This is a genomic window from Rhizobium sp. N324 (assembly GCF_001664485.1).
Classification (GTDB): domain Bacteria; phylum Pseudomonadota; class Alphaproteobacteria; order Rhizobiales; family Rhizobiaceae; genus Rhizobium.
Window position 1 is genome coordinate 612831 of the sequence record NZ_CP013635.1, and the last position, 14226, is coordinate 627056.

The following is a 14226-nucleotide window of genomic DNA, read 5'->3' on the forward strand; positions in this document are numbered from 1 at the left end:
ACCTCAGCGCCCACTGTAAACGATTGACCGACTGCGCGCTTGCCGTGCGGTGTCGAGCAGCCATACTGGATCTATGCAGCAATCAGATACTCAACCCGCCGCTATCGAAATCACTCTGTGGCAATATTCCAGGAACGACCGCGACTGGAACCGCTGGATGCGGTCGCTTTCACAGGATGAACGAGATCGGGCGGCGACCTATCGCTTCGAAGGAGATCGCGCCTCATTCATGGCCGGCCGCTATCTGTTGCGGCGGCTGTTGAGCGGCCATCTCGGAACGGTGCCGGGTGCCGTCGTTTTTGTTGCAGACAAGCAGGGTAAGCCGAGGCTCGAGGGTTGCGATGCGCCGCAATTCAGCCTCGCCAATGCCGATGGGCTGGTGGCGGTCGCTGTCGCGTCAGGATGTGACCACGTCGGAATAGACTGCGAACGCGCCGACGTGGAGATCGAAGCGGCGGCAGTCGAGAGCTATTGCAGTGGGGACGAGCGACGCTGGCTTGCGGAATTGCCCGCCGGCGAACGGGCGCAAACGGCTGTCGCACTCTGGACGCTGAAGGAGAGCCACCTGAAGGCGCTCGGCGTCGGGCTGCGCGAGGATCCTCGCAATGTCGCTTTCGCCTGGAAAGACGGCATCCCTGTGATAATCGATGGCGGCGATCGCGATCGGCGATGGCATCATCGTCTGGTCGAAAGCGGCAGCCGGCACGTCGTGGCGCTGGCTGCCTGCTCGCAATCCGGGCTCCCCGGCATTTCTATACGGATATTTCAGGACGACAGCATGCCGTCCGAATAGCCGGCTCTGAGCTGATGCGGCATTGCGGACGCCGTCTCCGTCGCCCAGGCGAGTTGCGCATTGTCCGGTTCCGCGTCGAAATGCTGCCGGCCGAGCAGCGTGTTGACGATCGTCGCGCTGCGCCAGGCCATCAGACTCAGCTGAGAATCGGCGATGCCATGGGAATATCGACCGGCATTCTGCGCCAGCAGCCGGTTTGCCCGCGGGCCTGTCCATTGCATCGTGTAATCGTCGTTGAGCATGGGATAGCCGTTTCTGTCGAGCGTTATCCGTTCACCCAGCGAGGCGAGCGCATCCGGCAATCGGAACCGGTAGCCGGTCGCCAGCACCACCGCATCCGCATGCAGCACCTCGATCCCGCCGTCGAATTGATTTCTGACGATGAGCCGATAGGCCTTGCCGTTCCGTTCCATCTGGATCACGTCGCGGCTCGGCGACAGAGATGCGTTCAGCGCGCTCGGCTCGAGATAGCGCAGCGCATAGAGGCGGCGGTAGATCGAATGAATCGTCGAAATCGACAGGCCGTCGCTGGTCAGGATCGAGTTCTTCAAGGCTGCCTGCTTCTGCTCGCCGCTGAGCTTCAGATAGGCCTGCACATACTCAGGCGAGAAGACCTGGTTTGAAAACGGCGTGTCGTTGATCGGTTCGAAATTGTGTCGTCGGCTGATCCATGTCAGCTCCTTCATCGAGCCGGGATCGGCAAGCAAGGCTTCGACAACCTCGCCGCCGCTCTGGCCGCCGCCAACGACGACGACGCGGCCGGCACGAAGATCGGTGATACGCGTTTTCGCCTCGCTGTTATGGAAGCAATCGGCACCCAGGAAGGGTTTTGCCCAGTCGGGCACGAAGGGCGAAGATCCCGTGCCGATCACCAGGTTCTTCGCTTCTTCCTGGCCGTTGTCGAAGCGCAGGACGAAGCGGTCGTCGCGGTGCTCGACGTCGCGAATGTCCGTTCCGAAACGCAAACCCTCCACGCCTTTGGCGACCCAGGCGAGATAACGTGCGAATTCCTGCCGCGGAACGGCGTCATAGTTGGCGTTGAGGAAGGCGTAGAGCCTCTTGTGCGCCACCAGATAGGAGACGAACGACCAGCGGCTGGTCGGCAGGACCGGGGTGACGAGGTCTTTCAGGAAGGACGACTGCAGCTCGACGCCGGGCATCATCATGCCCGGATGCCAGTCGAACGAGTCTCGCCGCTCGAAGAAGCGGCTGCGGAGCTCGGGCACCGATTCCAGCAGGCAGGCGAGGCTCAGATTGGAGGGGCCGATACCGATGCCGGCAAGATCGAACGGCTCGTTGAGGGCGTCCCTGCGGGTAAAAGCGACGGTCATGCGAAGTCCTTCTCTGTTTCCTTGAGACGCAGGGCCAGCCTTGCGTGGAAGGCGGGAGACCCGATCATATGCAGATGGTTGGTGCCGGTGATGATTTCGGCAGCCCGCGCCCGCGGCGACAGGCGGCGCCAGTCGATCAGGTTGAGGCCGCGGTTGAGGCTGTCGTCGGCCGCCCAGGGATAGATCGGCACATCGTGGGGAAGGAGCCGATGCTTGCGGAAGATCAGGGCGTTGTCGATCAGCACCCAGAACGTATGCTCGCGGCTGCTGATATCCGGCCCGTCTGTGGGAAGCGGGTCCTTCTCATCGCCGACGAAGCGCAGGAACTGGTCATAGGTGTCCGCGTCCATCGTCGACAGCAGCCGGTCCCATTCGGGGCGCATCGCCGTCTTCTGAAGCCATGCCTCGACGTCCCGGTGCAGCGCGTCACGCTCGCCCGGCCGGAATCTCGGTTTAGCGCCGATTGCAAATTCCGATCCGAGATCGCAAACGTCGACCATCGCCATCATCCTGACGTCGACCTCGTTGCCGAGGGCGCGGGCAGCCTCATAGGCGAGAAGCCCACCCCAGGACCAGCCGAGGAAAGTGCAGGGCGCGCCTCTGCTATGGGTCCTGATATAGTCGACATAGCTCTCGATGATGTCTTCGATCGGCGCGCCGACTTCCTTCTTTTCGGACAGCGAATGGCAAATGAAGCCGGTCGCCGGCTGATCGGCGCCGAGATAATCGACGAGCTTCACATATTCGCGGGTGCTGACGAGAAGCCCCGGAAAGCAATAGAGCCGCGGCTTGGTACCGGAGGCGCGCAGCACGATCACCTCCGACAGATCGCGTTCGGCCCCCTGCTCCATCACGCCGGCAAAGGCGCGGATGGTAGGGTTGTTGAAGATATCGGCGACGGTGAGCGGCGTTTTCGGCCGGCGTTGCCGGAGCTGCGAAAGGATGCGGATCGCGCCGAGCGAATTGCCGCCGATCGCGAAGAAATTATCCTCGACGCTGATCGCTTCCAGCTTCAGAACCTGGCGCCAGACGTCCAGCACCTCCTCTTCGAGCGCGGTTGCCGGCTCGACGATATGGCGCTTGACCGGCTGCGGCGCCGGCAGCGCGAAACGGTCGAGCTTGCTGTTCGGATTGGTCGGCATCTTTTCCAGTTCGACCACCGCCGCCGGCACCATGTAGGAGGGCAGGCTGCGTTCGAGGCCGGCGCGGACGGTCTCGACGTTCAACGCCTCGTCCTTCTTGGAAACGACATAGGCGACCAGCGCCTTCTCGCCGGCATCGTCATCGCGCAGCACGACCAGCGCTTCGCCGACGCCGGGCTGCTGGAGGAGCGCGGCCTCGATCTCGCCGAGTTCGATGCGGTAGCCACGAAGTTTCACCTGATGGTCGACGCGGCCGACGAATTCGACGGTTCCGTCCTCACGCCAGCGCGTCAGATCGCCGGAGCGATAAAGCCGGCCGCCCTCCTTGGAAAAGGGATCGGGAATGAAGCGGTCCGCCGTCGTATCCGGCTTGCCGAGATAGCCGCGGGCGATGCCCTCGCCGCCGATATAGAGTTCGCCGGTCACGCCGATCGGGCACGGATTGAGGTCGGGGTCGAGCACATAGACGCGCCGCAGCCCGACGGCACGGCCGAGTGGCGCATAGACGCCCTGGAACGTCGTGCCGGCCCTCACCTTCCAGACCATCGGCGTCATGATGGTTTCGGTGGGACCGTAACCATTGATCAGCCATTCCGATTTCAACGCCCGCGACAGGAGATCGAAGGTCGGTTGCGCCAGCCCCTCGCCGCCGAAGGAATAGAGCCGCATCGGCGGTGCGCCGTCGGTAATGTCAGCCCATTCCGCCAGCTGCTGCAGATAGGTTGTGGGGATGCTAGCATTGTTGGCGCCATGTTTGCGCATCGCCGTCAGCGTCTCCTCAGGCGTCCACAGCGGCTGATCGGGAAGAATGATGCTGCCGCCCTCCATCAGCGGGTTCATCCACCGCTCATGGCCACCATCCGAACTGAAGGGCAGGAACGGCAGCTCGCGGGATTCCGAACTCATGCCGTAAACGCGCGAGGTGTTTTGCAGATGGTGCGTCAGCGGGCCGTGTTCGACGGCGACACCCTTCGGCAATCCCGTCGATCCCGAGGTGTACATGACATAGGCGAGCTGATCCTTGTGGGTGGGAATATAGAGCGGCGTATCCGGCTCGCCGTCGAGATCGATCTTGTCGAGCTCGAGGACGATCGTGTCGAGTTCTTCCGGCAGGCGATGGCGCAGCCAGCTGTGGGTGAGCACGATCTTGACGCCGCCGTCGCGCAGGATGTGATGGTTGCGCGCCGGCGGATGATCGGGCTCGACCGGAATATAGGCGCCGCCGGCCTTCAGCGTCGCGAGGATGCCGACGACGGCCTCCGGCGAGCGCTTGATGAAGATGGCGACCGTGACTTCGGCGCGGACGCCGAGCTGCCGCAGCCGATGTCCGAGGCGATTGGTGCTCGCCTCCAGCCAGCCATGGCTCCACTCCTCGTCGCCATAGACGATCGCGGTCTTCTCAGGCGTCCGGCGCGAATGGGCGGCGATCAATTCATGCACCGGCCTGTCGTCGTTGACGACATCATCCTCGTAAGGCGCCGACAACCAGTCGAGCTCGTCAGCCCCCACCAGTTCGATATCCTTGATGCGCACATTCGGCTGCGCGACCATCTGCTCGAGCACGCCGCCGAAATGCCGGGCGATGCGGGCAACCAGAGCGCCGTCATAGAGATCCTGCGCGTAGTCGATCAGCCCGAATGCACCATCCGAATGCGCCTCGACCACCAGGGAAAGCTCGCTGTCGGCGCGGGCGCCCGGCGGCTCCAGATTTGTGGCATGGCTCGGTACCGCATAGGGTCCGCGGAATTCGAACAGTGCCTTGACCACGGCTTCCTGGGCGGCGGCTTCGTCGACCACCAGTTCCTGGGTGATGCGCTCCAGCGGCACGAGTCGGCGTTGCCCCTCCTCGCCTGCCGACGAGATCGCCGCGATGACATCGCCGAGAGAATATCTAGAGGTCAGTGACAGGATGAGCGGCAGCACCTGCTCGGCACGGCCGCGGCTGGCAAAATGCTGCGTTTCGGGCCGCGCGACCAGCAGGCCGGTCAGCAAAGCGTAGTTGCCGCTATAGCGCGCGAGCAGCGCACAAAAGGCGGCGTGCAGCACGCGCTCGACATGAACGCCCTTAGCCCCGGCATGCCGTTCGAGTTTGCTCCAGAGGTCGGGCTCGATCGAAAATCGATGCTGGGCGCGCGCCACGCCGGCCAGCCCGCCGCTGTTGAAGCGGGTCGGGAAGGTCGAGGCGGCATAGTCGAGACCGATCGCATCGCGCCAATAGGCAAGGGCTTCCCGCGCCTCGTCCGTCTCCAGCCAATCGGCCTCGCGCGTCCCGGCCGAGATTTCCAGCGGATGCATGTCGCCAACGGGCTCGCCATCGAGAAGGCGTGCCAGCGACCCGGCGAGAACGGATTTTTCGTGGTCGTCGCAGACGATCGGATGCAGCACGATCGTCAGCAGCGACTGCCCCTGGGCAAGCCGGATGATCTGGATGCGCGCACCCGGCCCCTCCAGGAGATCGAAGCGCTTGTCGCGGAAGGCTTTCCTTGCCGCCGACGCATCCGGCTCGGAGGGGGCCGCGCCGTCTTTGCCGAGGATCTCGATCGGCACCGCGTTCGATGCGCCGCGATATTGCTCGATGCGGCCGCCCGCCAGCCGGCGGAAGCGCAAGGCAAGCGACGGATTCTGCGCCACGAGCGCCCGGCAGGCGCCGGCAATCGTCTCGATGTCGGCTGCCGGGCTCAATCGCAGCCCGATGACCTGGTCGGGAAAAACCGTGTAATTGCCGATCTGCTCCAGCGACCAGATGCGCTTCTGTGCGATCGTCAGCGGAAAGCTCTCGAAGACCGCATCCATTGCAGCATCGGTCGGGGAAGCATCGGCGAAATTGGTGATTTGCTTGTTCATCTTGGGGATCCGGACGTTATTCAGAGACGCGCATCGCCTGACATTGCCGAGCGCAGCGAGAGGGGACGCGGGTCGGTCCAGACGTCGCGGATATGGGCCAGGCATTCCTGACGTGAACCGGCAAAGCCGGTCCGCTCCCAGCCGGTGGGAATCCGCTTGTCCTGCGGCCAGACCGAGTGGTGGTGCTCGGTGTCGATGACGACGATCCAGAGATCGTCGCGAGGCTCAAAACTATCCATCGAAAGCTCCTGCGGTGATTGATGTCATGCGCAAATGACGGATCCCGACGGCTGCGGTTTAGAAAATTGCTGAGAATTTTTTTCTTCGCCTACCCCTAAATCCGCCGGAAGATGGATCGTCATTCTACCAAATCGGCACAAGAGCGCGCTTCATGCTCGCCGCATCAAAAGCCCTGCCGGTCAAGGAGAACATCATGGATTTCGACGCCGCCAAACAAAGGCGGGCTCTGCAGTCGCGGAGCTACATCAGGCTCGCCCCCAATATCGTCCACCTGAAGACCGCGCACGGGCACCACGAAGCCGCTTTCGAGGTCGAGGCCGGCGTCGCAACGATCACCTTCTACCACGGTGATCCCGCGCGACCGGCCGAGCTTCTGATGGCGGCTGCCGAAGCCGTGACGGCGGAAGATCGCTCAATCAGATCCGTCGTCTTCGAGGGGCATCAGGCGAGCCTCCCGCCGCATATTTCCGGCGCCGGCGGCAGGCTGGATTCAGAGATCCTCTGGCAATGGCCGTCGCTCTGGCTGCCGCAGCTCAGCTACCCGCTGCCGCCGGTGCAGGAAATGACCGCCGGCCGCTATCATCCGCGCCGGCCGGCAAAGCCGAAGGGCACGATCTACCGGCGCTTCATTCCCTGGCTGGAGCGGGACATCAGCTTCCGGGTGGCCGATCCCGAGACCGATCTTGCCGCGTTCCACCGCTGGATGAACGACGAGCAGGTCAACACGATCTGGGAGGATGCCGGCTCGCTCGACAAACACCGGGAGATCCTGGAGGAGCGGATCGCCGATCCGCATGTGCTGCCGCTGATCGGCAGTTTCGCCGACATCCCCTTCGGCTATTTCGAGGTCTACTGGGCCAAGGAAAACCGGCTCGGCCCCTTCTACGATGCCGACGACTATGATCGCGGCTGGCATGTCGCGATCGGCGAACCCGATTATCGCGGCAAGAAATGGATCAGCGCCTGGCTTCCGTCGCTGATGCATTTCATCTTCCTCGACGACCCGCGCACCAGGCGCATCGTCGGCGAGCCGCGCGCCAGTCATGAACAGCAGATCCGTAACCTCGATCGTTCGGGTTTCGCCAAGGTCAAGCATTTCAATTTTCCGCATAAGCGGGCGCTGCTGGTGATGCTGACCCGCGAGCGTTTCTTCGGCGACCATCTCTGGGTGCCTGCATCATGAACGACATGAGCGAGATGAGCGGCAGCCTCCGCAAACGGCGCCTCGCCCCGGAGGATCTTGCCAGTCCTCAGCTTCTCAGGCTGCTGTTGCGGCTTGGACTGCCGGCCATGTTCGGCCTGTCGATCAATGCCGCCCATCACACGATCAACATGGTTTTCGTCGGCATGATCGGCGAAGACCAGATCGCCGCGATCATGATCGTCCTGCCGATCCTGATGCTGATCGCCGCCTTCGGCGAAGGCATCGGCGTCGGTGTCGCAACCGAGGTCGGACGGATGCTCGGCGCCGGCAACCGCTCGCGGGCCGGCGCCATTGCGTCGATCAGCCTTGCTGCCGGCGTCGCCTTCGGCGCGGCCAGTGCGATCGCAATCGTCGCCTTTCCGGATCTGCTGCTGTTCGGCGCCACATCAGCGATCGAGCCGCTTGCGCAACATTACCTGATGATCATCGCGATCTCGATACCGCTGACGATGGCGCAGATCATTCTGGATTTTCTGGCGATCGCCGAGGGTAACGCCCGCTTCAGCATGTGGACGCTGGTCGCCTGCTTTGCCTTGAACATGATCCTCGACCCGATCATGATCTTCGGATTCGGCCTCGGCCTGCAGGGCGTGGCAATCGCCACCATTCTGTCCCAGATCGTCGCGCTTTCCATCTATGGCGCCTACCACTTCAGGCGGCTTGGGACGGTCCGGCTGAGCCTTGACTGGCGGCTGGCAGATATCCGCACTCTCTGGTCCGTCCTTGCCGTCGGGGCCCCGACGACGCTGACCAGCCTGACGACGGCAGGCGCGATCGCGATCATGGTGTCGCTCGCCGCCACCTATCACGGAGAATCCGGCATTGCCGGCGTCGGGATTGCTTTGCGGCTGCTTGCCGTCGGAACCCTTCCCGTTATCGGCATCTCGCTTGGGGCCCAGTCCATCCTAAGCTTTGCCTGGGGTCGCGGCGATATGGCAAGGGCGCTGGCGGCAACCCGCATCCTGACAGCGGTCACCAGTGCGGTGAGTGGCGCCTACGGGCTGACCGCGCTGGTCTTCTCCCAAGCGCTTGCCTCGTTCTTCACCGACGATGCGGTAGCGATCGGGATCGCCGGACAGGCAATCGTCGCAACCCATCTTCCCCTTCTGCTGTTCGGCCTGCGACAGACGGTGCTGATCCTGTTCCAGGCGCAGGGAAGACCCAAGGCGGCGGTCGCCATCGGCCTGGCGCAAAACGGCTATCTGCTCTTTCCGCTGCTTGCGCTCCTGCCGCCCTTCTTCGGCTTTTCAGGCGTGCTGGCCGCCATGTTCCTGGCCTCAGCCCTCACCGGCCTGCTGTCGGCCGTCTGCCTAGTGAGGTCGCTCAGCGCACTCCGGCAGCGCTCCGCCGGCCCTCTGACCTCCATCCGTCCCACTCCCAGCTTTTGTCCATGAGAGGATGACCATGAACCAGTCGATCAATCCGCACGACCTCGGCGCCCATGCGGTCGCCGACGATCTCTTCACGCCGGTCGATCCGGCGGCATTCAACGCCGTGTCGCCGCCGATCTTCCAGACCTCGCTCTTCACCTATGACAGTTACGAGGCGATGGAAGATGTTTTCGCCGGCCGCACGCGCAACTACATCTATTCGCGCGGCGACAATCCGACCGTCCGCGAATTCGAGCTTCTGGTCGCCCGCCTCGAGGGCGCAGAGGATGGGCGCGCCTTTTCGAGCGGAACGGCCGCCATCACCTCGACAATTCTGAGCCTGGTGCAGGCCGGCGACCGGGTCGTTGCCGTCCGCCACCTCTATAATGATGTCTACCGTCTTCTAGTCAAACTGCTCGACCGGCTCGGCGTCGCCGTCGATTTCGTCGATCCCGCCGACCACGACGAGGTGCGCAAGGCGCTCTCCGGCGCCAAGCTGCTCTATCTCGAAAACCCGACATCCTTCGTCTTCGAGCTGCAGGACATTGCGGCGCTGTCTGCCATGGCGAAGGAGGCGGGCGTTACCACCGTCATCGACAATTCCTGGGCAACGCCGCTGTTTCAGAAGCCGATCCAGCACGGCGTCGATATCGTCATCCACGCCGCCTCGAAATATCTCGGCGGCCACAGCGATACGGTCGCCGGCGTCGTCGTCGGCTCGAAGGAGGCGATCGCGCGGATCAATTCGACCTCCTATCCCTATGTCGGCGCCAAGCTCTCGCCCTTCGAGGCCTGGCTCTTGTTGCGCGGCATGCGCACCCTGCGTGTCCGCCTCAAGGAACATGAGCGCAGCGGGCTTCTGCTGGCCGATCGGCTGAAGCAGCATTCGGCCATCGCCCGCGTCCGTCACCCGGCCCTCCAGGATCATCCCGGTCGGGCGACGCTGTCGGGTTATGCCGGGCTGTTCGCCTTCGACCTCAATCCCGATATCGACGTCGCCCGTTTTGTGAACAGTCTGCGCGACATCCGCCTCGGCGTCAGTTGGGGGGGACCCGAAACACTGGTGGTCCCCGCCAAGGTGGCGCTGCAGATCCCCGACCGGATGACTTCCTTCATCCGGTTCGGCGTGAGCGAGCAGACGGTTCGTTTCGCCGTTGGCCTGGAAGAGCCGGAACTGCTGTGGAACGATTTGCAGCAGGCGCTGCACGCCGCGAAGCGGTAATATCCCGCGCGCGTTCGTCATCAAGGCGGGCAGGCTCGTTCATTGCCAGATGGCAATGTTCCTCCGCCGCCTTGATCATGAAGTTGACGAGGGTCCGTGAAACGCCGAGTTCGGCGGCAATATCCTTCTGCGGCACGCCGTTGAGGCGGTGCCGTATGAAGGCATCGTTGGTGCGCTTCGGCAGGGCCTTGAGCGAGGCAAGCACATCGCGCAGCGTCTCGGCAGCGACAAGCTGGTCGAGTACGGTGGGGATGGGAGCCGTGATCTCCTGAACCTGGTCTATCGACCTATAGTTGTTCATCTGCTGACGGCGGCGGCGGCTTTCATCGAGTGCAAGGTTATAGACCATCCGGAAGGCGTAACCGATCGGGCAACGAATACCATCGGTTTTGACCCCGTAAGCTTTAATCACGCCATCCTGAAAGATATCCTCGGAATATGACCTTGATTTGACAACGCTTTCAATCGTCTTAAGGAGCTTATCCTTGTTTTCGATCATGGCGTTGACAACGGCATTTCCATTCACATCGCGATGCAATGCTTGCATTGTCCTGTACCCTTTTTACAAATGGAAAATCAGGCTCAGTCGTTACTGGTCGACGCGGTCGTGGCGCTCCTTTTTGGAGGGAAAGTACACGATTTGATTGCAGTGTCTATTTTAAGGTGATAACAGGAGTCAAGTTTAAATCGACGGAGTGAAAGCGAGAAAAAATGGGAAGGACAGTTGAGATCCTGACGGGCAAGGCGGAGCTCTGCCGATCGATCATGGGGGCTTTGCCCGACTGGTTTTCCGAACCGGAGGTCATCGAGGCGAGTGTCCAGGCGATCGAAGATCTGCCGGTGTTCGGCTATATCGAAGCCGATGTCGTCACCGCGCTGATTGCCTTGAAGCCGCACCTGCCCGGCGCCGTCGAAATCGCGCTGATCGCGACCCGACCCGAACATCACGGCCGCGGCGCCGGACGTCAGCTCATCGACGAAGCCGAACGTTTCAGCCATGAAGCGGGTGCCCGGTTGCTGACGGTCAAGACGCTCGCCCCGCGCCGCCGCGAGGAACCGCAATTCGAGGCGACGCGGCGCTTCTACGACCGGAACGGCTTCATCAGGGCGGAGGTCTTTGCAGAGTTATGGGACGAGGACCACCCATGCCTGTTCATGGTCAAGCCGCTCGCCGGCGTCCAGGCAGATGAGACGACGCTTTGAAACGACGAGACTTTCTGCTTGGCACGCTGGCAATGACCGGCGCACCCGCAACCGTGCGCGCCGGCGATGGCGGCGTCGTTTCGCTCGATTACGGACTGGCATCCACGATGCTGGCGCTCGGCCAGACGCCGCGCGCCGTCGTTTCCCTGAGAAACTGGGGGGAATGGGTGGTCGAACCGACGATGCCGGCCGATGTCGTCGATCTCGGCACCAGCTCGGAGATCAATCTCGAGGTTCTCACCAGTATCCGGCCGTCGCTCATTCTCAGCACCCCTTTCCTTGCGGCACTGGACGAAAAACTGTCGCGGATCGCGCCGGTGGAGCGGTTCACCATTTATGCCGAGCACAACGAGGCACTGGCCCGTTCCTACGTCGAAACACTGCGGCTCGGCACGATGATCGGGCGGGCAGAGCAGGCAAAGGCGTTTCTGTCCGATGCCGATGCCAGTTTCGATCGGTTGCGCGAGCGGACAAAAAACCTGTCTGCTCCCCCGGTTGCCGTCATCAACTTCATCGACAACAGGCATGCGCGCATCTACGGCGGCCCCGGGCTTTTCAGCGGCGCCATGAAGCGCATCGGCCTTGAGAATGCCTGGAAGGGCGAGGCCAGTTACTGGGGATTTCAGACGATCGGCCTGGAACAGCTCGCCGAACTCGGCGAAGACGCGCATCTGATCATCGTTTCGCCGCTGCTTCCACCCGACGTCCTGACCCAGCTTTCCGAAAGCCCGCTCTGGACCAGCCTTCCCTTCGTCAAGCGGCAGCGGCTCTCGGTCATTCCAGGCGTTCTGATGTTTGGAATGATTGAGGAGGCGCTGCGGTTTTCGACCCTGGTCGTCGATACGCTGGAGACTTCAGCCCGATGAAGGCCAGATTGTCTCACTTCGGCGCGCCCGCACTTGCGGGCCTCCTGCTCTTTTCCGGATTGGCCCTTGCCGTAAGGGAGGTTTGGGCGGCACTGCCCCATCTCGAGGCGGCGTCCGGCGGTTATGATGCCGAGCGCCTTCTCCTCCTCTATTCGACGCTGCCGCGCATGGCGACAGCCCTGATCGCCGGTGCAGCACTCGCGCTCTCCGGCACGATCCTGCAGCAGGTGCTGCGCAATCCGCTGGCCTCGCCGACGACGCTCGGCATTTCCACCGGCGCCAATCTGGCGCTGGTTTCCGTGATGCTCGCCGTTCCGTCACTCGCGGGATGGGGCCGGGACGCGGTCGCGCTTGCCGGCAGTGCCGCTGCCGCCTTGGCCATCTTCTCGATCAGCGCCCGCCATGGCTTCTCGCCCTTTTCCCTCATCCTGTCGGGCATGATCGTCGGTCTCTGGTGCGGGGCGACGGCGGCCATCCTGGTGCTGATGAACGATCAATATCTCTCGGGGATTTTCATCTGGGGCGCCGGGTCGCTGTCGCAGCAGAGCTGGGCGATCCCGGCGTCGCTGCTGCCGAAGGTGGCGCTGCTGGCGGCGCTTGCTTTTCTGGCCACGAGACCGCTGACGTTGAGCCAGATCGGCGATGCCGGCGCAACGAGCCTCGGCCTGCCGATCAAATGGGCCCGCGGTTTCATGCTGGCGATTGCCATCGCGCTCAGCGCCTTCGTTACCAGCGCCGTCGGCGTCATCGGCTTCATCGGGCTGGTCGCCCCGCAGATCGTGCGGCTTGCGGGCGCCAGGCGGATTCTCAGCCAATTGATCTGGTCGCCCATTGCAGGCGCCGGCCTTCTGCTGCTGACGGACCAGGCGATCAAGCTTGCCGCTCCAGGCGATTTCGTGCCGACCGGGGCGGTGACGGCGCTGCTCGGCGGCCCGATCCTGATTGCTCTTCTCCCCCGCCTCGCCACGGCCTCGCGCGCGCTGCCCGGCGTGGCGTCGCCCCAACATGCAATCGACAACAGAACGGCATCCTTTGCTGCTCTGCTCGTCCTGGTCGTCATCTTGGCGATTGCCGCAATCTTCTTCGGCCGCGCACCCGACGGTGCATGGGCCTGGCTGCCGGCCGCCTCTTGGGACGAAATCCTTCCCCTGCGGCTGCCGCGGGTCGCCGCCGCATTCGGCGCCGGAACCGTGCTCGGCGTGACCGGGCTGATCCTGCAGCGGCTGACCGGAAACGAAATGGCAAGCCCCGAGGTGCTCGGCGTATCGGCAGGAGCAACGCTCGGCGTTGCGGCCGCCATGTTTGTCTTTGCGGCGCCAGGCCTGACGATCCAGCTTGCCTTTGCCGGCGGCGGCGCTCTTGTGGTGCTGACGCTGATCTTCCTCCTGAGCGCGCGTTCCGGCTTCGGCCCGAACCGTGTGCTGCTCGCCGGCATCGCCCTCGGCGCGATACTCGACGCCGGGATCGGCGTCCTTGCCGCGAGCGGCGATCCGCGCGGCCTGGCGCTCATCCGCTGGATGGCGGGCTCGACCTATTTCGTCGACAATGCGGTGGCCGCAAGCGCCCTTCTGATTGCGCTCGGCTGTCTGGCCGCCGCCTTTCTCGCCAGCCGCTGGCTTGCCCTGCTGCAACTTGGAACCGAGACGGCAAGTGAACTCGGCCTCAGAATCGTTCCCGCACGCGCGGTGCTGTTCGGCCTCTCGGCGATCATGACGGCGGCGGCGACGCTCGTCGTCGGCCCCTTGAGCTTCGTCGGCTTGATGGCCCCGCACCTTGCCCATGGGCTCGGTCTTCGCCGGCCCGCTGCCCAGCTCCTCGCCGCCGCCCTCATTGGGGCGGCCCTTCTCGTCATCGCCGACTGGACGGGGCGGATGATCGCTTTCCCCTACCAGATCCCCGCCGGATTGATCTCGGCTCTTGTGGGCGCCCCGATGCTGCTGATCGTTCTGCGCCGGCGAGCGTGAAAAGTGGTCGGCAATCGACGTCTCAGGCGGGCTTATATTCGGCCGTT

At 63.4% G+C, this 14226-nt stretch carries 11 protein-coding genes; 7 read left to right on the plus strand and 4 right to left on the minus strand.

The features are described from left to right. Positions 1-73: 73 nt before the first annotated feature. A complete protein-coding gene (locus AMK05_RS32755; protein ID WP_064844867.1) occupies positions 74-793 on the plus strand; it encodes a 4'-phosphopantetheinyl transferase family protein in 720 nt (239 codons plus the stop codon). Here AMK05_RS32755 and AMK05_RS32760 read toward each other — a convergent pair. Genes AMK05_RS32760 through AMK05_RS32770 form a run of 3 tightly spaced genes read right to left on the minus strand, consistent with a single transcriptional unit; the run spans position 766 to position 6349 of the window. Beyond that, the gene (locus AMK05_RS32760; RefSeq protein WP_064844869.1) at positions 766-2124 is read right to left on the minus strand and encodes a lysine N(6)-hydroxylase/L-ornithine N(5)-oxygenase family protein; all 1359 of its coding nucleotides are present in this window, start codon (positions 2122-2124) and stop codon (positions 766-768) included. The genes AMK05_RS32755 and AMK05_RS32760 overlap by 28 nt on opposite strands. Continuing rightward, positions 2121-6110: a non-ribosomal peptide synthetase gene (locus tag AMK05_RS32765; protein WP_064844871.1), complete on the minus strand. Its 3990-nt coding sequence runs from the start codon at positions 6108-6110 to the stop codon at positions 2121-2123. The genes AMK05_RS32760 and AMK05_RS32765 overlap by 4 nt, the downstream gene beginning before the upstream one ends. Positions 6111-6130: 20 nt before the next feature. Further along, entirely contained in the window at positions 6131-6349 is a 219-nt protein-coding gene (locus AMK05_RS32770) for an MbtH family protein (protein WP_064844873.1), read from the minus strand. 194 nt (positions 6350-6543) lie between these two features. Here AMK05_RS32770 and AMK05_RS32775 point away from each other — a divergent pair, with 194 nt between their 5' ends. The 3 genes from AMK05_RS32775 to AMK05_RS32785 are packed head-to-tail and all read left to right on the plus strand — an operon-like array spanning position 6544 to position 10146. After that, complete coding sequence (locus AMK05_RS32775; RefSeq protein ID WP_171899899.1) at positions 6544-7533, plus strand: GNAT family N-acetyltransferase; 990 nt, start codon at positions 6544-6546, stop codon at positions 7531-7533. Beyond that, positions 7530-8948 carry an MATE family efflux transporter gene (locus AMK05_RS32780; protein ID WP_064844877.1) on the plus strand — a complete coding sequence of 473 codons (1419 nt, stop codon included), beginning with the start codon at positions 7530-7532 and terminating at the stop codon, positions 8946-8948. Before AMK05_RS32775 ends, AMK05_RS32780 begins: the two co-directional genes overlap by 4 nt. Before the next feature lie 10 nt (positions 8949-8958). Beyond that, positions 8959-10146: a PLP-dependent transferase gene (locus tag AMK05_RS32785; RefSeq protein WP_064844879.1), complete on the plus strand. Its 1188-nt coding sequence runs from the start codon at positions 8959-8961 to the stop codon at positions 10144-10146. Here AMK05_RS32785 and AMK05_RS34250 read toward each other — a convergent pair. Next, complete coding sequence (locus AMK05_RS34250) at positions 10037-10693, minus strand: sigma-70 family RNA polymerase sigma factor (protein ID WP_082935812.1); 657 nt, start codon at positions 10691-10693, stop codon at positions 10037-10039. The genes AMK05_RS32785 and AMK05_RS34250 overlap by 110 nt on opposite strands. A gap of 164 nt (positions 10694-10857) precedes the next feature. Here AMK05_RS34250 and AMK05_RS32795 point away from each other — a divergent pair, with 164 nt between their 5' ends. The 3 genes from AMK05_RS32795 to fhuB are packed head-to-tail and all read left to right on the plus strand — an operon-like array spanning position 10858 to position 14179. Further along, on the plus strand, positions 10858-11349 hold the full coding sequence (locus AMK05_RS32795) for a GNAT family N-acetyltransferase (protein WP_064844883.1): 492 nt from the start codon (positions 10858-10860) through the stop codon (positions 11347-11349). 32 nt (positions 11350-11381) lie between these two features. Beyond that, entirely contained in the window at positions 11382-12215 is an 834-nt protein-coding gene (locus tag AMK05_RS32800; RefSeq protein ID WP_064844885.1) for an iron-siderophore ABC transporter substrate-binding protein, read from the plus strand. Continuing rightward, complete coding sequence (gene fhuB / locus AMK05_RS32805) at positions 12212-14179, plus strand: Fe(3+)-hydroxamate ABC transporter permease FhuB (protein ID WP_064844887.1); 1968 nt, start codon at positions 12212-12214, stop codon at positions 14177-14179. The genes AMK05_RS32800 and fhuB overlap by 4 nt, the downstream gene beginning before the upstream one ends. Positions 14180-14226: the final 47 nt, after the last annotated feature.

Coding starts and splice junctions, on each gene's coding strand:
- AMK05_RS32765 (WP_064844871.1), bottom strand. CDS start 6,110: ATGAACAAGCAAATCACCAATTTCGCCGATGCTTCCCCGACCGATGCT.
- AMK05_RS32780 (WP_064844877.1), top strand. CDS start 7,530: ATGAACGACATGAGCGAGATGAGCGGCAGCCTCCGCAAACGGCGCCTC.
- AMK05_RS32755 (WP_064844867.1), top strand. CDS start 74: ATGCAGCAATCAGATACTCAACCCGCCGCTATCGAAATCACTCTGTGG.
- AMK05_RS32800 (WP_064844885.1), top strand. CDS start 11,382: ATGACCGGCGCACCCGCAACCGTGCGCGCCGGCGATGGCGGCGTCGTT.
- AMK05_RS32760 (WP_064844869.1), bottom strand. CDS start 2,124: ATGACCGTCGCTTTTACCCGCAGGGACGCCCTCAACGAGCCGTTCGAT.
- fhuB (WP_064844887.1), top strand. CDS start 12,212: ATGAAGGCCAGATTGTCTCACTTCGGCGCGCCCGCACTTGCGGGCCTC.
- AMK05_RS34250 (WP_082935812.1), bottom strand. CDS start 10,693: ATGCAAGCATTGCATCGCGATGTGAATGGAAATGCCGTTGTCAACGCC.
- AMK05_RS32770 (WP_064844873.1), bottom strand. CDS start 6,349: ATGGATAGTTTTGAGCCTCGCGACGATCTCTGGATCGTCGTCATCGAC.
- AMK05_RS32775 (WP_171899899.1), top strand. CDS start 6,544: ATGGATTTCGACGCCGCCAAACAAAGGCGGGCTCTGCAGTCGCGGAGC.
- AMK05_RS32795 (WP_064844883.1), top strand. CDS start 10,858: ATGGGAAGGACAGTTGAGATCCTGACGGGCAAGGCGGAGCTCTGCCGA.
- AMK05_RS32785 (WP_064844879.1), top strand. CDS start 8,959: ATGAACCAGTCGATCAATCCGCACGACCTCGGCGCCCATGCGGTCGCC.